The sequence below is a fragment of the Pseudoxanthomonas sp. G3 genome, from assembly GCF_057654715.1.
In genome coordinates this window covers 2,582,862-2,605,610 of record NZ_CM172805.1, presented here as the reverse complement: position 1 = coordinate 2,605,610, position 22,749 = coordinate 2,582,862, and the positions used below count along the sequence as shown (strand labels likewise).

Here is a 22,749-nt window from a genome sequence, read left to right as displayed (position 1 = left end):
ATGGCAGGCCATTCTCACTATTCCGAAGGCTACGGCCCGGTCGGTCCCGCTCCGAAGGAGCACCAGGCCGTCTACACCACGCTGCACTTCGACAAGCCCTGGTCGTACGAGAACTACCTCAAGACCGGCGGTTACGCCGCGCTGCGCAAGATCATCGAAGAGAAGATCCCGCCGGCCGACGTCGTCGAGATGGTCAAGCAGTCCGGCCTGCGCGGCCGCGGCGGCGCGGGCTTCCCGACCGGCCTGAAGTGGAGCTTCATGCCCAAGGGCGACATGCAGAAGTACATCCTCTGCAATTCGGACGAATCCGAGCCGGGCACCGCCAAGGACCGCGACATCCTGCGCTACAACCCGCATGCCGTGATCGAGGGCATGGCGATCGCCTGCTACGCCACCGGTTCGACCGTGGGCTACAACTACCTGCGCGGCGAGTTCCACCACGAACCGTTCGAGCACCTGGAAGAAGCCACCGCCGAAGCCTACAAGCACGGCTGGCTGGGCAAGAACATCCTCGGCTCGGGCGTGGACATCGACCTGTACAACGCGCTCGGCGCGGGCGCCTACATCTGCGGCGAAGAAACCGCTCTGATGGAGTCGCTGGAAGGCAAGAAGGGCCAGCCGCGCTTCAAGCCGCCGTTCCCGGCCAATTTCGGCCTGTACGGCAAGCCGACCACGATCAACAACACCGAAACCTACGCGTCGGTGCCCGCCATCGTGCGCAATGGCGCCGAGTGGTTCATGAACCTGGGCAAGCCCAACAACGGCGGCTGCAAGATATTTTCGGTCTCCGGCCACGTCGCGAAGCCGGGCAACCACGAGATCCGCCTGGGTACGCCGTTCGCCGAGCTGCTCGAGCTGTGCGGCGGCATGCGTGAAGGCCGCAAGCTCAAGGCCGTCATTCCGGGTGGGTCCTCGATGCCGGTGTTGCCCGGCGAAGTGATGATGGGCCTGACGATGGACTACGACAGCATCCAGAAAGCCGGCTCCGGCCTGGGTTCCGGTGCCGTCGTGGTGATGGACGACACCACCTGCATGGTGCGTGCGTGCCAGCGCATCGCGCGGTTCTACTACAAGGAAAGCTGCGGCCAGTGCACGCCGTGCCGCGAAGGCACCGGCTGGATGTACCGCATGCTGACCCGCGTGGCCGAGCACAAGGCCACGCTCGAGGACCTGCAGACCCTGCGCGCGGCGGCGGGCCAGATCGAAGGCCACACCATCTGCGCGTTCGGCGAAGCCGCCGCGTGGCCGGTGCAGGGCATGCTGCGCCATTTCTGGCACGAATTCGAATACGCGATCATCAACAAGCGTTTCCTCGTCGATGACGAGCGCGACGGCACGGTGGTCCGTTCCAACCTGGAGGTGGCCGCGTGAGTGCGCAGCCCGTAAATCCAAACCTGCCGCCGGACCACGTCACCGTCTTCATCGACGGGCAGGAGCTGGCCGCGCCGAAGGGTTCGATGATCATCCAGGCCGCCGACAAGGCCGGCATCCCGATCCCGCGCTTCTGTTACCACGAGAAGCTGCCGATCGCCGCCAACTGCCGCATGTGCCTGGTGGAAGTCGAGAAGATGCCGAAGCCGGCGCCGGCCTGCGCCACGCCGGTGATGGACGGCATGAAGATCGCCACGCGCAGCGACAAGGCGTTGAAGTCGCAGCGCAACGTGATGGAATTCCTGCTGATCAACCACCCGCTGGATTGCCCGATCTGCGACCAGGGCGGCGAATGCGAACTGCAGGATCTCTCGCTGGGCTACGGCCGCTCGGTCAGCCGTTTCCAGGAGCGCAAGCGCGTGGTGCCGGACGAGGACATCGGTCCGCTGGTCGCCACCGAGATGACCCGCTGCATCCAGTGCACGCGCTGCGTGCGCTTCACCGCGGACATCGCCGGCACGTATGAGCTGGGCGGCATGTACCGTGGCGAGAACCTCCAGATCGGCACCTACGACGGCAAGCCGCTGACCACCGAAATCTCCGGCAACGTCATCGACGTGTGTCCGGTGGGTGCGCTGACCAACAAGGTGTTCCAGTTCCGCGCCCGTCCGTGGGAACTGATCGCACGCGAATCCGTCGGTTTCCATGATGCGATGGGTTCCAACGTGTTCTATCACTCGCGCCGGGGCCAGGTGCTGCGCACCGTCCCGCGCGAGAACGAAGCCGTCAACGAATGCTGGCTGTCCGACCGCGACCGTTATTCGCACCAGGGCCTGTATGCCGACGACCGCGCGGTGAAGCCGCTGCAGAAGGTCAACGGTGAGTGGCGCGAAGTCTCCTGGGCCGAAGGACTGGCCGCGGCCGCCGAGATCCTGCGCGCGAACCGCGGCGACAGCCTTGGCGTGCTGGTGCATCCGGCGGTGTCGAACGAGGAGGGTGGCCTGCTGGCGAAGCTCGCCGACGGCCTCGGCACGGGCAACCTGGATCACCGCATCAACAACCGTGACTTCTCCGATGGCGCGGTCGCCCAGCCGTTCGCGTTGCCGCTGGCGGAGATCGAACAGGCCGATGTCATCGTGCTGTTCGGCACCAACATTCGTCACGAGCTGCCGCTGCTGCACCAGCGCATCCGCAAGGCCGTCCGCAAGGGCGCCAAGGTGCACGTGGTCAATCCGGTCGACTTCGATTTCGCCTTCAGCATCGCCGGCAAGCACATCGTGGCGCCGTCGCAACTGGGGGGCGCGCTCAACGACACCGCACTGCGCGACGTCGCCAAGGCTGGCAATCGTGCGGTCGTGGTCGTCGGCGGCATCGCCGAGAATCACCCGCAGGCCGCCGCGCTGCGTGCGGCTGCCAGTGAGTTCGCCGCCGCGACCGGCGCTTCGCTATGCCGCATCCCGCAGGGAGCCAACGCCGTCGGTCTGGCGCGCCAAGGCGTGTTGCCGAGCGGCCGCGACGTAGCGGGCATGTTCGCCGAGCCGCGCAACGCCTACATCATCTACGGCATCGAGCCGGGCCTGGATTTCGCCGACACGCCGGCCGCCACCAAGGCACTGGTCTCGGCGAAAGTGGTGGCGTTCAGCCACTTCGCCTGCAAGTCCACGCGCGACGTGGCCGACGTGATCCTGCCGATCGGCGCGCTGCCGGAGATCGAGGCCACGCTGACCAATCTCGATGGCAAGGCCCAGCATACGCAGGCCGCCGGCAAGCTGCCGGGCGAAGCGCGCGAGGGTTGGAGGGTGCTGCGCGCGCTGGGCGGGGAGCTGCAACTGGCCGGCTTCGAGTTCGCCGATGTGGCGGGCATGCGCGACGCCATCGCCCATCCCAAGGCCGTATCCGTGGCCACCTCGGCGGCGCCTGCCGCGCAGGGCCAGGGACTGGAATTGGCGGTCAGCGCCGCGATCTACCGCACCGACGGAACGGTCCGCCGTGCGGAAGCGCTGCAGGCGCATCCGCTGAACACCGGCGCGCGCATCGTTCTCAATCCGACCGATGCACAAGCTGCCGGCGTGGCCGACGGCCAGGTGGCCAAGGTCGGCAACGGCATCGGCACCGCGGCGCTGCCGGTGGTGGTGGATGCCCGCGTCGCCGCGGGCGCGGCCTGGATCGAAAGTGGTTACGGCGCCACGGCTCCGCTGGGTGCCGGACGCGTGACGGTGGTGAGCGCATGAACGAACTGTTGATCAACGCCGTTGGCCCGCTGCGCGAGTGGTTCTTCGGGCTGGGCGACATCGGCATGGTGTTGTGGATCGTGCTGAAGATCCTGGTGATCGCCATGCCGGTGATCATCTCGGTCGCGTTCTACGTGGTGTGGGAGCGCAAGCTGATCGGCTGGATGCACGTGCGCCACGGGCCGATGTACGTGGGCATGGGTCTGTTCCAGGCCTTCGCCGACGTCTTCAAGCTGCTGTTCAAGGAAATCATCCAGCCCAGCAGCGCGCAGAAGGCGATGTACGTGATCGCGCCGCTGATCGTGCTGGCGCCGGCGTTCGCGGCGTGGGCGGTGGTGCCGTTCGACTACCAGTTGGTGCTCTCCAACGCCAATGCCGGCCTGCTGTACCTGCTCGCGATGACGTCGCTGGGCGTCTACGGCATCATCATCGCAGGCTGGGCGTCGAACTCGAAATACGCGTTCCTGGGCGCGATGCGCTCGGCCGCGCAGGTCGTCAGCTACGAGATCGCGATGGGCTTCGCGCTGGTGGGCGTGCTGATCGCCGCCGGCAGCCTGAACCTGACCGACATCGTGATGGCGCAGGCAGGCAATGCCGGCTTCTTCGAGTGGTTCTGGCTGCCGCTGTTCCCGCTCTTCATCGTCTACTGGGTGTCTGGCGTCGCCGAAACCAACCGCTCGCCGTTCGACGTGGTGGAAGGCGAATCAGAAATCGTGGCCGGCCACATGGTGGAGTATTCGGGCGCGGCGTTCGCGCTGTTCTTCCTGGCCGAATACGCCAACATGATCCTGGTCAGCTTCCTGGTGTCGCTGTTTTTCCTCGGTGGCTGGCTGAGCCCGCTGCAGGGCTGGATCACCGCCGACGTGTCGCCCTGGATCAACTGGATCTGGACCGGCGGCTGGCCTTGGCTGCTGCTGAAGGTGTTGTTCTTCGCCAGCGCCTACATCTGGTTCCGCGCCAGCTTCCCGCGTTACCGCTACGACCAGATCATGCGCCTGGGCTGGAAGGTGTTCATTCCGCTCACGATCTTCTGGATCGCGGTGACGGCGTTGCTGGTGTTCTTCGGCGTGTTCGAGAAGGGTGTGTAAGACATGAGCAAGGTTGTGCACTACTTCAAGAGCCTGATGCTGCTGGAACTGCTCCAGGGCCTGTGGCTGACGCTGAAGTACACCTTCAAGCCGAAGTACACGCTGATGTACCCGATGGAGAAGTTCCCGCAGTCGCCACGCTTCCGCGGCTTGCATGCGCTGCGCCGCTATCCGAACGGCGAGGAACGCTGCATCGCGTGCAAGCTGTGCGAGGCCGTGTGCCCCGCATTGGCGATCACCATCGATTCGGCCCCGCGCGAAGACGGTACCCGCCGCACCACGCGCTACGACATCGATCTGTTCAAGTGCATCTATTGCGGCTTCTGCGAAGAGAGCTGCCCGGTGGACTCGATCGTAGAAACGCACGTGCTGGAGTACCACTTCGACAAGCGCGGGCAGAACATCGTCACCAAGCCGCAGCTGCTGGCGATCGGAGACCGGCTGGAAGCCGAGATCGCCGAGCGCCGCGCCGCCGACGCCGCCTTCCGTTGAGGTCCGAAGCATGGATTGGGTCCTGATCAGTTTCTACGCTTTCGCCTCCGTCGCGGTCATTGCCGCCGGCGCGGTGATCAGCGTGCGCAACCCGGTGCATGCCGTGCTGTGCCTCATCCTGACGTTCTTCTCGGTGGCTTGCACGTGGCTGCTGGTGGGCGCCGAGTTCCTGGGCGTGGCCCTGATCCTCGTCTACGTGGGCGCGGTGATGGTGCTGTTCCTGTTCGTGGTGATGATGCTCGACATCGACATCGTGAAGATCCGCGAAGGCTGGGTGAAGTTCCTGCCGATCGGCCTGCTGGTGGCCGTGGTGATGCTGGGCCAGATGCTGGTGCTGATCGGCATCAAGGCGCGCACCGCCACGCCGTTCCCGGACAACGCCGCGTCCGCGGCGGCCGACGTCTCCAATACCGCGTGGCTGGCGCGCACGCTGTTTACCGAATTCCTGCTGCCGTTCGAGTTCGCGGCCGTCATCCTGACCGTCGCCGTCGTGGCCGCGGTGATGCTGACGCTGCGCAAGCGCACCGGCACCAAGACGCAGGACCCGGCTGAGCAGTCGCGAGTGAAGGCCAGCGACCGCATCCGCATGGTGTCGATGCCCGCCGAGAAGCCGGTACGCGACGTGCCGGCCAGCGCGCCGGTGGAAGGGGAGGGCAAGGCATGATTTCCGTAGGCCATCTGTTGGCGCTCGGCGCGGTGCTGTTCTGCATCAGCCTGGCGGGCATCTTCCTCAACCGGAAGAACGTCATCGTCCTGCTGATGTCGATCGAGCTGATGCTGCTGTCGGTCAACATCAACTTCGTCGCGTTCTCGCGCGAGCTGGGCGACGCCGCCGGGCAGATCTTCGTGTTCTTCATCCTCACTGTGGCCGCGGCCGAGGCCGCCATCGGCCTGGCGATCCTGGTCACCCTGTTCCGCACGCGGCGCACGATCAACGTGGCCGAAGTCGATACGCTCAAAGGCTGATGCACCGATGACCGGTATGGAAGTCCTCCTCTCCAAGAACGTGCTGCTGGCCATCGTGCTGGCGCCGCTGCTGGGCTCGATCATCGCCGGCCTGTTCGGCCGGGTGGTGGGCCGCGCTGGCGCGCACACCGCCACCATCCTGGGCGTGGCGGTCAGCTGCGCGTTGTCGTGCTGGGTGCTGTATCAGCTGGTGGTGCAGGGCGCGTCGCCGTTCAACGAGAACCTTTACACGTTCTTCGAGGTCGGCAACTACGCCGGCCACGTCGGTTTCATGATCGACAAGCTCACGGCGATGATGATGGTCGTCGTGACGTTCGTGTCGCTGCTGGTCCATCTGTACACCATCGGCTACATGGCCGAGGACCCGGGGTACCAACGGTTCTTCAGCTACATCTCGCTGTTCACCTTCAGCATGCTGGTGCTGGTGATGAGCAACAACTTCCTGCAGCTGTTCTTCGGCTGGGAAGCGGTGGGCCTGGTGTCCTATCTGCTGATCGGTTTCTGGTTCAAGCGCCCGACGGCGATCTTCGCCAACATGAAGGCGTTCCTGGTCAACCGTGTCGGCGATTTCGGCTTCCTGCTGGGTATCGGTTGCGTGCTGCTGATGTTCGGTACGCTGGACTACGCCACGGTGTTCGCCAACGCCACGCTGCTCGCCGGCAAGGCCGTGCCGGTGTGGTCGGGCGCTGTAACCCTGTTCGGGCACACCACGCAGCTGCTCGATCAGCCGGTTGTCTGGTCGATGGCCACGCTGACCTGCATCTGCCTGTTCATCGGTGCCATGGGCAAGTCGGCACAGGTGCCGCTGCATGTCTGGCTGCCGGATTCGATGGAAGGCCCCACCCCGATCTCGGCGCTGATCCATGCCGCGACGATGGTGACCGCCGGCATCTTCATGGTGGCGCGCATGTCGCCGCTGTTCGAGCTGTCGCAAACCGCGCTCGACTTCGTGCTGTTCATCGGTGCGACGACTGCGCTGTTCACCGGCTTGATCGGCATCGTGCAGAACGACATCAAGCGCGTGGTGGCCTACTCCACGTTGTCGCAGCTGGGCTACATGACGGTGGCGCTGGGTGTGTCGGCCTACTCGGCGGCCGTGTTTCACCTGATGACGCACGCCTTCTTCAAGGCGCTGCTGTTCCTGGCCGCGGGCTCGGTGATCATCGGCATGCACCACGAGCAGGACATGCGGAAGATGGGCGGCCTGCGCAAGTACATGCCGATCACCTGGATCACCAGCCTGATCGGCACCTTGGCCCTGGTCGGCACGCCGTTCTTCTCGGGCTTCTACTCGAAGGACGTCATTATCGAAGCGGCGCACCACCATCACGAGGTGGCGCACGAGCTGGGCGAGAAGATGTCCGAAATGGGCGTGATGGCGGCCCAGGGCTACCAAGGGCCGAGCGAGTGGATCGCGACGTACGGCTACTGGGCGGTGTTGCTGGGCGTGTTCGTGACCAGTTTCTACAGCTTCCGCCTGCTGTACCTGACCTTCCACGGGAAGGAACGCTTCCGCGATGCGCACGACGACCATGCCCACGGGCACGATGCGCATGACGGCCACGCACACGAGGAGCATGGTCACGACGATCATGGCCACCACGGACCGCATGAGCCCCACGAGTCGCCGTGGGTGGTGACGGTCCCGCTGGTGCTGCTGGCGATCCCGTCCATCCTGATCGGCATGTTCACTGCCGGCCCGATGCTGTTCGGCACCTCCTGGAACGACGCCCATCATCTGGTGACGCCGTTCTTCCAGGGTGCGATCGATTTCATTCGCCTCGATCCATCGTTGGCGACGTCCCCGCGCGATACGGTGATGGCGCTCCTGCCGGAATGGCACGGTGCGATCAAGTTCGCGCTTCACAGCGTGCAGACCCCCGCGCTGTGGCTGGCCTTCGGCGGCTTTGCGCTGGCGACCTTCCTGTACCTGCTCAAGCCGGAACTGCCGGGCAAGATCCGCCACAGCCCGGTGGGCGCCTTCCTGACCAACATCCTGGACAAGAAGTACTGGGCCGACCACCTGTGGATCAACGGATTCGCCGGCGGTGGCGTGAAGCTCGGCCAGGTGTCCCGTGCGATCGACAGTCATGTCATCGATGGCGCGGCGGTCAACGGCACGGCGAAGCTGGTCGACCTGGGGGCGCAGCTGTTGCGCAAGACCCAGTCCGGCTACCTGTACCACTACGCGTTCGCGATGATCATCGGCCTGATCCTGCTGCTGGGCGCGGTCATCAAGTTTTGGCAGTAACGACCTGACGTAGTCCGATTCAACGGAACGTCCTGGCGAAGAACTCAACGGATACCACAACGTGTCGAACTGGCCCCTGCTTAGTGTTCTGATCTGGCTGCCCATCCTGGGTGGCGCGCTGGTGCTCGCGCTCGGCAACGCCCGCGCGGGCGCGGCCCGTTGGCTGAGCCTGGCGGTGGCGGTGCTGACTTTCGTGTTCAGCCTGGGCCTGCTGAGTGGCTTTGACTACGCCAACCCGGGCCTGCAGTTCGTCGAGAGCCACGCCTGGATCCCGAGCTTCGACATCCACTACAACCTTGGCGCCGATGGCATCGCCGTGGCGCTGCTGCTGCTCAACACGCTGATCACGGTGCTGACGCTGGCGGGTGCGTGGGGTTCGGTGAACAAGCGCGTGGCCCAGTACGTGGCGGCGTTCCTGATCCTCGAGGGCCTGACCAACGGCATCTTCGCCGCCAGCGACGCGGTGCTGTTCTACGTGTTCTTCGAGGCGATGCTGATCCCGATGTTCCTGATCATCGGCGTCTGGGGCGGGCCGCGCCGCATCTACGCGTCGTTGAAGTTCTTCTTGTACACGTTCCTCGGCTCGGTGCTGATGTTGGTCGGCCTGGTGTATCTGTACATCAAGGGCGGCAGCTTCCAGCTGGCCGACCTGTACGCAATGCCGCTGACCGCGAAAGAGCAGACCTGGTTGTTCTTCGCCTTCCTCATCGCCTTCGCGGTGAAGATCCCGATGTTCCCGGTGCACACCTGGTTGCCGGATGCGCACGTCGAAGCACCGACCGCCGGCTCGGTGATCCTGGCGGCGATCGCGCTGAAGATCGGCGGCTACGGCCTGCTGCGTTTCAGCCTGCCGATCGTGCCGGATGCCGGCCATGAGTGGTCGACCTTTGTCATCGTGCTGTCGCTGATCGCCGTGGTCTACGTGGGCCTGGTGGCGCTGGTGCAGGACGACATGAAAAAGCTGATCGCCTATTCGTCGGTCTCGCACATGGGCTTCGTCACCCTGGGCATCTTCGTCGCCTTCACCCTGGTGCGCGATTACGGCAATCTCGACGGTGCCCGCCTCGGCCTGCAGGGCGCGATGGTGCAGATGATCAGCCACGGCTTCATCTCGGGCGCGATGTTCACCTGCGTCGGCGTGCTGTACGACCGCATGCACACCCGCATGATCAAGGACTACGGCGGCGTCATCAACACGATGCCGTGGTTCGGCGCGTTCTTCATCCTGTTCGGCATGGCCAACTCCGGCCTGCCGGGTACCAGCGGTTTCGTCGGCGAGTTCATGGTGATCCTGGCCGCGTTCCAGCAGCACCCGCTGATCGCGTTCTTCGCCGCCGCCACCCTAGTGATCGGCGCCGCCTACACCCTGTGGCTGGTGAAGCGCGTGATCCTGGGCGACGTGGCGAACGCGCACGTGGCCGAACTGAAAGACATCTCCCTGCGCGAGGCGGTGGTGCTGGGCGGCTTCGCGGCGTGTGTGCTGGCGCTGGGCGTGTATCCCAAGCCGCTGACCGACCTGATGGAGCCGTCGATCGCGCAACTGGCGATGCAGCTCGCCAACAGCAAGCTGTAAGGACGAACCATGACGACGCCGATGCCCATCTCCGCCGCCGACCTGCAGCCGCTGCTGCCCGAGTTGACCCTCATCGCGGGCGCGTTCGCGCTGCTGATGCTGGACCTGTTCCTCGATAATTCCCGTCGGGTCATCACCCACGCGCTGACGCTGGTCATCATGGCCGCGGTGGTCTGGATGCTGGCGACCGGCGTGGGCGGGCAGGGCAGCGTGTTCAGCGGCATGTTCGTGCGCGACACCCTGGCCGACGTCAGCAAGGTCGTGATCGTCGCGATCAGCGCGCTCTCGCTGGTATACGGCTGGCCCTACCTGCGCGAGCGCAACCTGTATCCGGGCGAGGCGCCGGTGCTGGTGATGTTCGCCACCGCCGGCATGATGATGATGGTGTCCGCCGGCAGCTTGGTGATGATGTACCTGGGCCTGGAACTGCTGGCCCTGTGCTCGTACGCACTGGTCGCCCTGAACCGCGACGACGGGCTGTCGACCGAAGCGGCGATGAAGTACATCGTGCTCGGTTCGCTCGCCTCCGGCCTGCTGCTGTACGGCATGTCGCTGGTGTATGGCGCGACCGGTTCGCTGCACCTGCCAGCGATCTTCCAGGCCACGGGCGACGCGCTCGCCGGCGGCGGCGAGCAGCGCCTGCTGCTCCTGACCGGCGTGGTGTTCATGGTGGCAGGCGTGGCGTTCAAGCTGGGCGCGGCGCCGTTCCACATGTGGCTGCCTGACGTCTACCAGGGCGCCCCGACGCCGGTGACGCTGTTCATCAGCGCGGCGCCCAAGTTGGCGGCCTTCGGCATGGCATTCCGCCTGCTGCAGGACGGCGTGGGCCCGGCCGCGGCGCAGTGGCAGTGGCTGCTGGCGGGCCTGGCTGCCGCCTCGCTGGTGATCGGTAACGTCATTGCCATCGCGCAGACCAACCTCAAGCGCATGCTGGCGTACTCCACGGTGTCGCACGTGGGCTTCCTGCTGGTCGGCTTTGCCGGGGGCGGCGAGGTCGGTTACGCGGCCGCGCTGTTCTATGCGATCAGCTACGCGATCATGTCGGCGGCCGCCTTTGGCGCCATCATCGTGCTGTCGCGCCAGGGGTTCGAGGCCGACAGGATCGACGACTTCAAGGGGCTGAACGCCCGCAACCCCTGGCAGGCCGGCCTGGTGCTGTGCGTGATGGCGTCGCTGGCCGGCATCCCCCCGTTCCTGGGCTTCTGGGCGAAGCTGGTGGTGCTGGGCGCCGCGGTGAACGGCGGCTTCCTGTGGCTGTCGATCTTGGGCGTTCTGTGCGCAGTGATCGGCGCGTTCTATTACCTGCGCGTCATCAAGGTGATGTATTTCGACGAGCCGGTGGGCGAAGTGCCGCCGCCGCGCGCCGATCGCGTGGTGCCGCTGGTGTTCGGCGTGAACGCGCTGGGCTTGTTGGCGTTGGGCATCGCCTGGAACCCGATCATGGCGTGGTGCAAGCTGGCGTTCGCCGGCTGAGGCCCGAAAAACAGGCGTTTCCTTCGCCGGCAGCGTGCCGCCGGCAACGCGTGATGAACGCGATGCCTCATTGAGGTGCACGCCAAGGCTTGCAAAGCCGCGGCGTATTCATCATAATTTCGCTTCTGCTGCGGGGTGGAGCAGTCTGGCAGCTCGTCGGGCTCATAACCCGAAGGTCGCAGGTTCAAATCCTGCCCCCGCTACCAAGTTTTCCGGCTCATCGATCGGGTTTCCCGATCCGATGTTCCGGGCAACTCGGGCACGCAACGACGCATGTTCCCGTCGTTGCACCGACATCCAGCGTTATCGGACAAGGGGCCCGCCGGGCCCCTTGTCGTTTCTGGCGTCACCGATCCGCATCCACGACTGCATGGCGTAGACCCCCGTGAGCGAGAAGGCCCACCACATCGCCGAACTGCTGGCCCCGACCGTCGAGTCGCTGGGGCTCGAGCTGCTCGGCATCGAGTACCTGCCGGCGTCCGGCGGCGCCACGCTGCGCCTGTACATCGACGTGCAGGAAGCCGAGCGCGCCACCCGCCACGTCAACATCGACGATTGCGAAGCGGTGAGCCGCGAGGTTTCCGCCCGTTTGGACGTCGAAGATCCGATCACCGGCAACTACACGCTGGAAGTGTCCTCGCCCGGCGTGGACCGTCCGCTGTTCAGCCTGGCCCACTACGCGCGCTTCCTCGGCGAATCGGCCAAGGTGGTCATGAAGCTGCCGCAGGAGGGTCGTCGCCGCCTGCAGGGCGTGATCACCCGGATCGAAGACGGCGATATCGTGTTCACCGTCGACGGCACCGAGCTGAAGGTGGCGTTCGATAATATCGACAAGGCGCGCCTGGTCCCCGACTGGGCGGCGCTGGGCCTGGCGCCCGAGAAACCCGGTGGCGGCCGCAAGGCCGCTGCCAAGGCCGGCGACGCCAAGCGCGCGCCGGCGAAGCAAGCCAAGAAAAAACCCAACCAACCGGCGGCCCGCAAGCCGCGCGCGGAGTGATCAATGAGTAAGGAATTGTTGCTGGTCGTTGACGCGGTGGCGAACGAGAAGGGCGTGCCGCGCGAAGTCATCTTCGATGCCATCGAGGCCGCGCTGGCGTCCGCCGCCAAGAAGCGCTACCTGGATCAGGACGTGTCTGTGCGCGTCACCATCGACCACAAGGACGGCAGCTACGAGACGTTCCGTCGCTGGGAAGTCGTGGCCGACGACGTGGTGATGGAATCGCCGGACCGCCAGATCCGCCTGATGGATGCCGAGGACGAGGCCGAAGGCGCCGAGGTCGGCGACTGGATCGAAGAGAAGATCGAAAACCCGGACTTCGGCCGCATCGCGGCGCAGGCCGCCAAGCAGGTCATCGTGCAGCGCGTCCGCGAGGCCGAGCGCGCGCAGGTGGTCGATGCGTGGAAGGACCGCGTGGGCGAGCTGGTGACCGGCGTGGTCAAGCGCGCCGAGCGCGGCAACATCTACGTGGACCTGGGCGGCAATGCCGAGGCCTTCATCCCGAAGGACAAGGGCATCCCGCGCGACGTGCTGCGCGCCGGCGACCGCGTCCGCGGCTACCTGTTCGACGTACGCTACGAACCGCGTGGCCCGCAGCTGTTCATCAGCCGCGCGGCGCCCGAGTTCATGATCGAACTGTTCAAGCTCGAAGTGCCGGAAGTGGGCCAGGGCCTGGTCGAGATCAAGGCCTGCGCGCGTGATCCGGGCGACCGCGCCAAGATCGCCGTGCTCGCGCACGACACCCGCACCGATCCCATCGGCGCCTGCATCGGCATGCGCGGTTCGCGCGTCCAGGCCGTGAGCAACGAGCTCAACGGCGAGCGCGTGGACATCGTGCTGTGGAACGACAACCCGGCCACCTTCGTCATCAACGCGATGGCGCCGGCCGAGGTGCAGTCGATCATCGTCGATGAAGAAAAGCATTCGATGGACCTGGCCGTGGCGGAAGACCGCCTGGCGCAGGCGATCGGCAAGGGCGGCCAGAACGTGCGCCTGGCCAGCCGCCTGACCGGCTGGCAGCTCAACGTCATGACCGCCGACCAGGTCCAGGCCAAGAGCGAGGCCGAGCAGGCCGTCGCCCGCCAGTTGTTCATGGACAGGCTGGAAGTGGACGACGAGATCGCCGCCATCCTGGTCGCCGAAGGCTTCAGCACGGTCGAGGAAATCGCCTACGTTCCGGTCGGCGAACTGCTGGCCGTCGAAGGCTTCGACGAGGACATCGTCGAGGAGCTGCGCTCGCGCGCCCGCGACGCGCTGCTGAACGAGGCGCTGGCCGAGGAAGAGGGCCTGGAGGAGAACCAGCCGGCCGAGGACCTGCTGGCCCTGGACGGCATGGACGAGGAAACCGCGTTCGCGCTGGCCTCGCATGGCGTCCGCACCAGCGAGGACCTGTCCGACCTGGCCGCCGACGAAGTGGTCGAGTTCGGCATCGAGGGGCTGGACGAAGCGCGCGCCGCCGCGCTGATCCTGGCCGCGCGTGCCGATGAGATTGCCCGTTTGGAGCGTGGTGCGTGAGCGCCACCGGGGCCCGCCTGGACCGCGGCGCATGAGCCGGCGATGAACACCGCCCTGGCACCCGCAGGGCTTAGAATCCGCGTTCCCTTCTGGGTTGGAGGGGCGCAACACAGAACCTAGGATCCGAATGTCGCAGCAAACCACCATCCGCAAGCTCGCCGAACTGGTCAATACGCCGGTCGAGAAACTGCTGGAGCAGCTGGCCGAGGCCGGCATGAGCTTCAGCGGTCCCGACCAGGTCGTGACCAGCATGGAAAAAGTGAAGCTGCTCGGCTTCCTCAAGCGCTCGCACGGCAAGACCGAGAGCGCCGCGGATGATGCCGCGCCCAAGAAGATCACCCTGGCCCGCCGCAAGGTGCAGGAAGTGACCGTCGCCGCCGGCCGTACCAAGACCACGGTCAACGTCGAGGTCCGCCAGAAGCGCACCTACGTCAAGCCGACCGACGCCGAGTCCGCCGCGACCAACTGGCAGAACGAAGCCGATCCGGAGCGCGCCGAGATCCTGCGCAAGCTGGAGGAATCCCGCCAGCGCAACCTCGACGAACAGCAGCGCCTGGCCCAGGAAGACGCCAAGCGGGCCGAGGAGCTCGAGCGCCGTCGCCAGGAAGAAGCCGCTGCCCGCGCCGAAGCCGAGGCTGCGCGTGCGCAGGCCGATGCCGAGGCTGCCGCGCTGGCGGCCGGCGCCGTGGCCGTGGATGGCGACGAAGCGCCGCGTCCGGCCAAGCCGGGTACGCCGGGGCACCACGTGCCGAAGATGGTCGTGCGCAAGGATCCGCCGCGCACCGACGATCGCAACAATACCGCCGCCGCCAAGCACAAGACCCGCGGGTCGCACGCGATGGTGGCCGGCGTCGAGGACGACGACAACACCAGCCGCTTCGCCGGCCAGCTGCACCTGTCGGCGGCCGATCGTGCTCGCCGGGGCGCCTCGCGTGGCAAGCCCAAGCCGCAGCGTCGCCATGAGCAGAGCCGCGGTGGCGGCGGTGCGCACGGTTTCGAACGTCCGACGGCCCCGATCGTGCGTGAAGTCGCGATCGGCGAAACCATTACCGTGGCCGACCTGGCGCAGAAGCTCGCGCTGAAGGGCGGCGACGTGGTGAAGGCGCTGTTCAAGATGGGCGTGATGGCCACCATCACCCAGACCATCGACCACGACACCGCCGCGCTGATCACCGAAGAGCTCGGCCACAAGGCCGTGCGTGCCGACGCCAACGACGTCGAGAACGAACTGCTGGCCCACTCGGAAGAGCAGCAGGGCGAAAAGGTCGCGCGTCCGCCGGTGGTCACCATCATGGGCCACGTCGACCACGGCAAGACCTCGCTGCTGGACTACATCCGCCGCACCAAGATCGCCAGTGGCGAGGCCGGCGGCATCACCCAGCACATCGGCGCCTACCACGTGGAGACGCCGAAGGGTGTCATCAGCTTCCTGGATACCCCGGGCCACGCGGCGTTCACCGCGATGCGCGCCCGCGGTGCCAAGCTGACCGATATCGTGGTGCTGGTCGTGGCCGCGGACGACGGCGTCATGCCGCAGACCCGCGAGGCCATCCAGCACGCCAAGGCGGCCAAGGTGCCGCTGATCGTGGCCGTCAACAAGATCGACAAGTCCGACGCCGACCCGCTGCGCGTGAAGAACGAGCTGCTGGCCGAGGAAGTCGTGGCCGAAGAATTCGGCGGCGACACCCAGATGGTCGAGATCTCGGCCAAGACGGGCCAGGGCGTGGACAACCTGCTGGATGCCATCTCCATCCAGGCCGAACTGCTGGAGCTGAAGGCCGTGGAAGAAGGCCGTGCCAGCGGCGTGGTCATCGAGTCCTCGCTGGACAAGGGCCGCGGTCCGGTCGCGACGGTGCTGGTGCAGCAGGGCACCCTGAAGAAGGGCGACTACCTGGTGTGCGGCATCCAGTACGGCCGCGTGCGCGCGCTGTTCGACGAAACCGGCGGCCAGCCGCCGTCGGCCGGTCCGTCCATCCCGGTGCAGGTGCTCGGCCTGTCGGGCGTGCCCGAAGCGGGCGACGATTTCGTCGTCGTCGGCGACGAGCGCCTGGCCAAGGACGTGGCGCAGCAACGCGATGCCAAGCGCCGCGAATCGCGCCTGGTCCAGTCCGCCGGCAGCCGCATGGAAGACATCATGGCGCAGCTGGGCAAGGGCGAGGGCCAGCTCAGCCTGAACCTGATCATCAAGGCCGACGTGCAGGGTTCGGTGGAAGCGCTGCGCCATTCGCTGACCGCGCTGTCCAACGAATCGATCCGCATCAACATCATCAGCTCCGGCGTGGGCGGCATCACCGAGTCCGACGCCAACTCCGCGGTCACCTCCAAGGCGACCGTCATCGGCTTCAACGTGCGTGCCGACGCCTCCGCGCGCCGCATCATCGAATCCAATGGCGTGGACCTGCGTTACTTCTCGATCATCTATGACGTGATCGATCAGGTGAAGCAGGTGGCCTCCGGCCTGCTGGGCGTGGAGATCCGCGAAGAGATCATCGGTATCGCCGAAGTGCGCGACGTGTTCCGCAGCTCCAAGTTTGGTGCGGTCGCGGGCTGCATGGTGGTCGAGGGCGTGGTCAAGCGGAACAAGCCTATCCGCGTGCTGCGCGCCAGCACCGTGGTGTTCGAAGGCGAACTGGAATCGCTGCGCCGCTTCAAGGAGAACGTCGACGAAGTGCGTAACGGCACCGAGTGCGGCATCGGCGTGAAGGCTTACAACGACGTGCAGCCGGGCGACCAGATCGAGTGCTTCGAGCGCATCGAAGTGCAGCGCACGCTGTGAGGCAAGGAGTGAGTGGAAAGGAGTAAGGAGTGAACGAAAGCCACGCCGACGAACCTCCACTCGCTACCGCCGCTTTTGTCCTACCTCACTTCTCACTCCTCTCCGCTCACTCCTCGCTCAATGCCCACCAAGTCCTTCCACCGCACCGACCGCGTGTCCGCCCAGCTCCGTCGAGAGCTGGGCACGCTGGTGCACGAAGCCGTGCGTGAGCACGGCCTGCCGTCGGTCAGCGTGTCGGACGTGGAAGTCACCCGCGACATGGCGCATGCCAAGGTGTTCGTCACCGCGCTGATGCCGGAACGTTCCGCCGAGGCAGTCAAAGGCCTGAAGGAGCTCGCCTGGGGCCTGCGCATGGAACTGGCGCGCCGCGTGAAGATGCGGCACGTGCCGGAGCTGCACTTCCATTACGACGACTCGGTCGATCGCGGCGAGCGCATCGAGACCCTGCTGCGCGACAACCCGCCGGCACCCGAGTCCGACGACGAACCCTGATACGTCATGCCGTAGAACGGAGCTTGCTCCGCTGCTTTCCGGCCATGCGTCCCACGTCGGCGACGAGTGGGAGTCGAGCAAGCTCGACTCTACGGTTCAGCGGCCCCCAGCCAAACGACGTACCCTAGGAACCGTATGGCAGGACGCACCCACTTCCGCCGCCTCGATGGCCTGCTGCTGCTGGACAAGCCGCAGGGCATGAGCTCGAACGCCGCCCTGCAACTGGCCCGCCGCCTGTTCCGTGCCGAGAAGGGCGGCCACACCGGCAGCCTGGATCCACTGGCCACCGGCCTGTTGCCGCTGTGCTTCGGCGAGGCGACCAAGATCGCCGGCCTGCTGCTCGGGTCGCGCAAGGCCTACGACACGGTGGCCATCCTGGGCACCACGACGGATACCGACGATGCCGATGGCGCGCCGCTGCGCGAGCGCCCCGCACCTGCGCTGGACGAGGCGAGCGTGCGCGCGGCGCTCGCGCCCCTGCTGGGCCGAATCCGCCAGCGTGCGCCCATCTATTCGGCGCTCAAGCAGGGCGGCGAGCCGCTGTATGCCAAGGCGCGCCGGGGCGAGGCGATCGAAGCCCCCGAGCGCGAGGTCGAGGTGCATGCGTTCGAGATTCTCGACCTCACGCCCGGCCGCATCGCGCTGCGGGTGGAGTGCGGCTCGGGCACCTATGTGCGCAGCCTGGTCCGCGACCTGGGCGAAGCCCTGGGCTGCGGAGCCCACGTCGGCGCACTGCGGCGGCTCTGGGTGGAACCGTTCAGACATCCGCGCATGTTCACCCTCGAGGCCCTGCAGGCGCTGGCGGCGGAGGGTGGGGAAGCCGCGCTCGATGCCTGCCTGCTGCCGATCGAGGCCGGCTTGGCCGGCTTCCCGCGGGTCGACGTGGACGCCGAGGGCGCGCGCCGGCTGGGGCAGGGACAACGCCTGCGCGGGCAGCCGCCTAGCGAGGGTCCTGTGGCCGTGCATGGACCTGAGGGCCGGATATTGGGGCTGGCGACGGTCGATCCAGCGGGCGTGCTGTCGCCGCAGCGCCTGTTCACCTGGACCGCGCACGCTGCGGCGTCGCCCGGCCGCAGCCAATAAAACCTTGTTTCACAAGGCCCTGGCGGCTACACTACGCCGCCGGTTTTCACCGGCGGTTTCCCATCCTTTTGCTTCATGAACGGCGAACCAGGCGGTGCGCGCGGAGGACAGCCCGCGTTCCTGCAGGTCACGCATCCAACGAGAGAACATCATGTCCATCGATACCCAGAAAGTGATTGCCGATAACGCGCGCGGCGCGAACGACACCGGCTCCCCGGAAGTCCAGGTCGCCCTGCTGACCGCCCGCATCGAACACCTGAGCGGCCACTTCAAGACCCACAAGAAGGACCACCACAGCCGTCGTGGTCTGCTGCAGCTGGTGAACCGCCGCCGCAGCCTGCTCGACTATCTGAAGAAGAAAGACAACGAGCGCTACAAGACCCTGATCGAGAAGCTCGGTCTGCGTCGCTGATGCAACACCCCGCCGCGGCGCAGAGATGCGCCGCGGTTTGCATTTCAGGGAATGGAATGCGCTGTAACCGCGGACCGCACCGGGTCCGCACACGCTGAACCACCGGCCGGCACCCCCGGCCAGCCCCGCGCGACAAGGGTCGTGCGCGGTCCAACCGAACAAGGCATCCCCAAGGAACCCACGTGGCAAAGATCACCAAAACCTTCCAGTACGGCAAACACACCGTCACCCTGGAGACCGGCGAAATCGCACGCCAGGCCAGCGGCGCCGTCATCGTCAACGTCGACGACACCGTACTGCTGGTCACCGCCGTCGCCGCCAAGAGCGCGCGCGAAGGGCAGGACTTCTTCCCGCTCACCGTCGACTACGTCGAGAAGTTCTATGCCGGCGGCCGCATCCCCGGCGGCTTCTTCAAGCGCGAAGGCCGTCCGACCGAGAAGGAAACGCTGATCTCGCGCCTGATCGACCGCCCGATCCGCCCGCTGTTCCCCGAGGACTACAAGAACGAAGTCCAGATCATCGCCCAGGTGATCTCGCTGAACCCGGAAGTGGACGGCGACATCCCGGCCCTGATCGGCGCATCCGCCGCGCTGTCGCTGGCCGGCACGCCGTTCCAGGGCCCGATCGGCGCCGCCAAGGTCGGCTACAAGGACGGCCAGTACATCCTCAACCCGACCGCCACCGAGCTGAAGGACTCGCAGCTTGAGCTGGTCGTCGCCGGCACCAGCGGCGCCGTGCTGATGGTGGAATCCGAGGCGGCCCTGCTGTCCGAAGACGTGATGCTCGGCGCCGTGACCTTCGGTCACCGCGAAATGCAGAAGGTCATCAACGCCATCAACGAGCTGACCGTCGAAGCCGGCACCAAGCCGTCCGACTGGGTCGCCCCGGCGAAGAACACCGCCCTGATCGCCGCGCTGAAGGAAGCCGTCGGCAGCAACCTCGCCGATGCGTTCAAGATCCACAACAAGCTGCAGCGCCGCGACGCCATCGCCGCGATCAAGAAGGACGTGACCGAGCAGCTGGCCGGCCGCATCGAATCCGAAGGCTGGGACAAGGCCGAGCTGTCGAAGGAATTCGGCGAGCTGGAGTACCGCACCATGCGCGACTCCGTGCTGGACACCAAGATCCGCATCGACGGCCGTGCGCTGGACACCGTGCGCCCGATCGCCGTGAAGGCCGGCGTGCTGCCGCGCACCCACGGCTCGGCGCTGTTCACCCGTGGCGAGACGCAGGCCATCGTGGTCACCACGCTGGGCACCGCGCGCGACGGCCAGATCATCGACGCCGTCTCCGGCGAGTACAAGGAACACTTCCTGTTCCACTACAACTTCCCTCCGTTCTCGGTGGGCGAGTGCGGCCGTTTCGGCGCGCCGAAGCGCCGCGAGATCGGCCACGGCCGTCTGGCCAAGCGCGGCGTGCTGGCCGTGATGCCGTCGATGGAAGAGTTCCCGTACACCATCCGCGTGGTCTCGGAAATCACCGAGTCCAACGGTTCCTCGTCGATGGCCTCCGTCTGCGGCAGCTCGCTGGCGCTGATGGACGCCGGCGTCCCGGTGAAGGCGCCGGTCGCGGGCATCGCGATGGGCCTGGTGAAGGAAGGCGATCGCTACGTCGTGCTCAGCGACATCCTGGGTGACGAAGACCACCTCGGCGACATGGACTTCAAGGTGGCCGGTTCCGCCGAGGGCATCTCCGCCCTGCAGATGGACATCAAGATTGACGGCATCACCGAGGAAATCATGCGCGCCGCGCTGGCCCAGGCCAAGCAGGGTCGCCTGCACATCCTCGGCGAAATGTCGAACGCGCTGACCACGCCGCGCGCCGAACTGTCCGAGTATGCCCCGCGCCTGCTGACCATCAAGATCCACCCGGACAAGATCCGCGAAGTGATCGGCAAGGGCGGTGCGACCATCCAGGGCATCACCAAGGAAACCGGCACCCAGATCGACATCCAGGACGACGGCACCATCGTCATCGCCTCGGTCAATGCCGCTGCTGCGCAGGCCGCCAAGGCCCGCATCGAGCAGATCACGTCCGACGTCGAGCCGGGCCGCATCTACGAAGGCAAGGTCGCCAAGATCATGGACTTCGGCGCGTTCGTCACCATCCTGCCGGGCAAGGATGGCTTGGTGCACGTCTCCCAGATCTCCAGCGAGCGCGTGGAGAAGGTCAGCGACAAGCTGAAGGAAGGCGACGTGGTGAAGGTCAAGGTGCTGGAGGTCGACAAGCAGGGCCGCATCCGCCTGTCGATCAAGGCCGTGGAAGAAGGCGAGGGCGTGTCGGCCGAATAAGCCGCACGACAGCGCCACGCGATAACGGAAAAGCGGGCTTCGGCCCGCTTTTTCTTTGTCGCGCGCATGGACCTTGAGAAGTGTGGCTCCACCCTCTCCCGGCGGGCGGGGAGAGGGTGCCGAAGGCGGGTGAGGGGCAGCCGGAGCTGAGATCGTTCATGGCGCGCAACGCATCGAGTGCGCTTCTTCCATCGCCTTGTTCGTTGTTCCCGCCGTCGCTTTGAGCGTGTTGGCTTCGTCGCCCCTCATCCGGTCTTCGGCCACCTTCTCCCCGCAAGCGGGGAGAAGCATTCACGCCATGCGCGATAGCGCAGGACACAGCGTCTTCATGCGCGCGCCGATGGCCGTCATGCGGTCGACGATAATGACGCGCATGGCATCCAAGAAGACACGCGTCGCAGCATCCGCGCCACTCTGGTCCGGTCGCGGACTGGTATTGCTCGGCATCGTGCTGTCGGCATTCAACCTGCGCACGGCCGTCACTTCGCTCACTCCGTTGCTCGACACGCTGGGCGATACGTTCGGGTTCGGCGCCACCATGACCGGCGTGTTCGGCATGCTGCCGACCGCCGCGTTCGCGCTGTTCGGTGTGGCGACGCCAACACTGGCGCACCGCATCGGCCTGGAACGCACCGCCTTGCTGGCGATGCTGCTGGCCACGCTGGGCCTGTTGCTGCGCAGTGCCGCGAACGACACGACCGCGTTGATGGCGGCCTCGCTGACGGCGCTCGCCGGCATGGGCATCGGCAACATCGTGCTGCCGCCGCTGGTGAAGCGCTACTTCGCCGATCGTGTCGGCGCCGTCAGTACGCTTTACATCACCGTGCTGCAGGCCGGCACCATCCTGCCCGCGCTGGTCGCGGTGCCGGTGATGGAAGCCGCCGGCTGGCGTCTCTCGCTGGGCTTGTGGGCGGTATTCGCCGCGGCGTCGGCGCTGCCGTGGTGCCTGGTGCTGTGGCAGGAACGCCGCCGGACCTCGCCCCTGGCGCGCGCGCACGATGCGGCCGTCACCGTCGATGATGAAGCGCCCGAACTGGCCGCATCGCGTCCCACCGGTCGTGCGTGGCGCTCGCCAGTGGCTTGGGGCATGGCGCTGATGTTCGGCATGACCTCGCTGGTGACGTATTCGATGTTCACCTGGTTGCCGAAGCTGTTGGTCGAAGCCGGCGGCACGCTCGCGCTGGGCGGCTCGATGGTCGCGTTGTTTTCCACGCTGGGCCTGGTGGCCTCGCTGACGATGCCGCTGATCGCGGTGCGCATGCGCAAACCCTTCATCGTGGTCGTGGCCTGCGGTGGGTTCTACGCCGCCGCGTTCGCCGGCCTGCTGTTGGCGCCGATGGCCGCACCCGCTCTGTGGGTCGCGTTGCTGGGCCTGGGACCCAGTACGTTCCCGCTATCGCTGACGCTGATCAACCTGCGCACGCGCACGCCGGAGGGTTCGGCCGCGCTGTCGGGCTTCATGCAGGGGGTGGGCTACACCTTGTCGTGCGCAGGACCGTTGGCGTTCGGCCTGCTGCACGAGTACACCCATGGCTGGGCGTTGCCGATGGCCTTTCTCGCCGTCTGCGTCGGCGTGTTGCTGGTTGGCGGATACCTGGCCTGCCGGCCGCGCTATCTGGAAGACACCTGGCACGCGTAGGTAGGATGGGTTGAGCCGAAGGCGATACCCATCATCGTGATCGCCATCTTGCTTGATGGGTATCGCCTGCGGCTCAACCCATCCTACGAGCTAAGAGTT

The 22,749-nt window shown here is 66.3% G+C and carries 17 protein-coding genes and 1 tRNA gene; all 18 read left to right on the top strand.

All coding sequences use genetic code 11. The features are described 5' to 3' along the window. On the top strand, positions 1–1,371 hold the full coding sequence (gene nuoF, locus AC23D6_RS12310) for an NADH-quinone oxidoreductase subunit NuoF (protein ID WP_487749545.1): 1,371 nt from the start codon (positions 1–3) through the stop codon (positions 1,369–1,371). Continuing rightward, a complete protein-coding gene (nuoG, locus tag AC23D6_RS12305) occupies positions 1,368–3,602 on the top strand; it encodes an NADH-quinone oxidoreductase subunit NuoG (protein ID WP_487749544.1) in 2,235 nt (744 codons plus the stop codon). Before nuoF ends, nuoG begins: the two co-directional genes overlap by 4 nt. Then, positions 3,599–4,690, top strand: a complete 1,092-nt coding sequence (gene nuoH / locus AC23D6_RS12300; protein WP_487749543.1) for an NADH-quinone oxidoreductase subunit NuoH — start codon at positions 3,599–3,601, stop codon at positions 4,688–4,690. The genes nuoG and nuoH overlap by 4 nt, the downstream gene beginning before the upstream one ends. Positions 4,691–4,693: 3 nt before the next feature. Then, positions 4,694–5,182, top strand: coding sequence for an NADH-quinone oxidoreductase subunit NuoI (gene nuoI, locus AC23D6_RS12295; RefSeq protein ID WP_162108528.1), 489 nt, complete (start codon positions 4,694–4,696; stop codon positions 5,180–5,182). Between the two features lie 10 nt (positions 5,183–5,192). Continuing rightward, positions 5,193–5,846 (top strand): NADH-quinone oxidoreductase subunit J, encoded by a 654-nt coding sequence (locus tag AC23D6_RS12290; protein ID WP_487749542.1) that lies wholly within the window; start codon positions 5,193–5,195, stop codon positions 5,844–5,846. Continuing rightward, a complete protein-coding gene (nuoK, locus tag AC23D6_RS12285) occupies positions 5,843–6,148 on the top strand; it encodes an NADH-quinone oxidoreductase subunit NuoK (RefSeq protein WP_056881218.1) in 306 nt (101 codons plus the stop codon). The genes AC23D6_RS12290 and nuoK overlap by 4 nt, the downstream gene beginning before the upstream one ends. A gap of 16 nt (positions 6,149–6,164) precedes the next feature. Beyond that, positions 6,165–8,399, top strand: a complete 2,235-nt coding sequence (gene nuoL, locus AC23D6_RS12280; RefSeq protein ID WP_487749541.1) for an NADH-quinone oxidoreductase subunit L — start codon at positions 6,165–6,167, stop codon at positions 8,397–8,399. A gap of 61 nt (positions 8,400–8,460) precedes the next feature. Further along, positions 8,461–9,972, top strand: a complete 1,512-nt coding sequence (locus AC23D6_RS12275; RefSeq protein ID WP_487749540.1) for an NADH-quinone oxidoreductase subunit M — start codon at positions 8,461–8,463, stop codon at positions 9,970–9,972. A gap of 9 nt (positions 9,973–9,981) precedes the next feature. Then, positions 9,982–11,445 (top strand): NADH-quinone oxidoreductase subunit NuoN, encoded by a 1,464-nt coding sequence (gene nuoN, locus AC23D6_RS12270; RefSeq protein WP_487749539.1) that lies wholly within the window; start codon positions 9,982–9,984, stop codon positions 11,443–11,445. 129 nt (positions 11,446–11,574) lie between these two features. Continuing rightward, positions 11,575–11,651 (top strand) — tRNA-Met (locus AC23D6_RS12265). Between the two features lie 179 nt (positions 11,652–11,830). Continuing rightward, positions 11,831–12,442, top strand: coding sequence for a ribosome maturation factor RimP (gene rimP / locus AC23D6_RS12260; RefSeq protein WP_487749538.1), 612 nt, complete (start codon positions 11,831–11,833; stop codon positions 12,440–12,442). A 3-nt stretch (positions 12,443–12,445) separates the two neighbouring features. Then, complete coding sequence (gene nusA, locus AC23D6_RS12255; RefSeq protein WP_487749537.1) at positions 12,446–13,957, top strand: transcription termination factor NusA; 1,512 nt, start codon at positions 12,446–12,448, stop codon at positions 13,955–13,957. 127 nt (positions 13,958–14,084) lie between these two features. Beyond that, entirely contained in the window at positions 14,085–16,733 is a 2,649-nt protein-coding gene (gene infB, locus AC23D6_RS12250; RefSeq protein ID WP_487749536.1) for a translation initiation factor IF-2, read from the top strand. Positions 16,734–16,853: 120 nt separating this feature from the next. Next, positions 16,854–17,225, top strand: coding sequence for a 30S ribosome-binding factor RbfA (gene rbfA, locus AC23D6_RS12245; protein WP_487749535.1), 372 nt, complete (start codon positions 16,854–16,856; stop codon positions 17,223–17,225). Between the two features lie 135 nt (positions 17,226–17,360). Next, positions 17,361–18,308 (top strand): tRNA pseudouridine(55) synthase TruB, encoded by a 948-nt coding sequence (gene truB, locus AC23D6_RS12240; protein WP_487749534.1) that lies wholly within the window; start codon positions 17,361–17,363, stop codon positions 18,306–18,308. Between the two features lie 151 nt (positions 18,309–18,459). Further along, the gene (rpsO, locus tag AC23D6_RS12235; RefSeq protein WP_487749533.1) at positions 18,460–18,720 is read left to right on the top strand and encodes a 30S ribosomal protein S15; all 261 of its coding nucleotides are present in this window, start codon (positions 18,460–18,462) and stop codon (positions 18,718–18,720) included. A gap of 182 nt (positions 18,721–18,902) precedes the next feature. Further along, positions 18,903–21,011, top strand: coding sequence for a polyribonucleotide nucleotidyltransferase (gene pnp / locus AC23D6_RS12230; protein ID WP_487749532.1), 2,109 nt, complete (start codon positions 18,903–18,905; stop codon positions 21,009–21,011). Positions 21,012–21,384: 373 nt separating this feature from the next. Next, entirely contained in the window at positions 21,385–22,650 is a 1,266-nt protein-coding gene (locus AC23D6_RS12225) for a CynX/NimT family MFS transporter (protein ID WP_487749531.1), read from the top strand. The last annotated feature ends 99 nt before the right edge of the window (positions 22,651–22,749 follow it).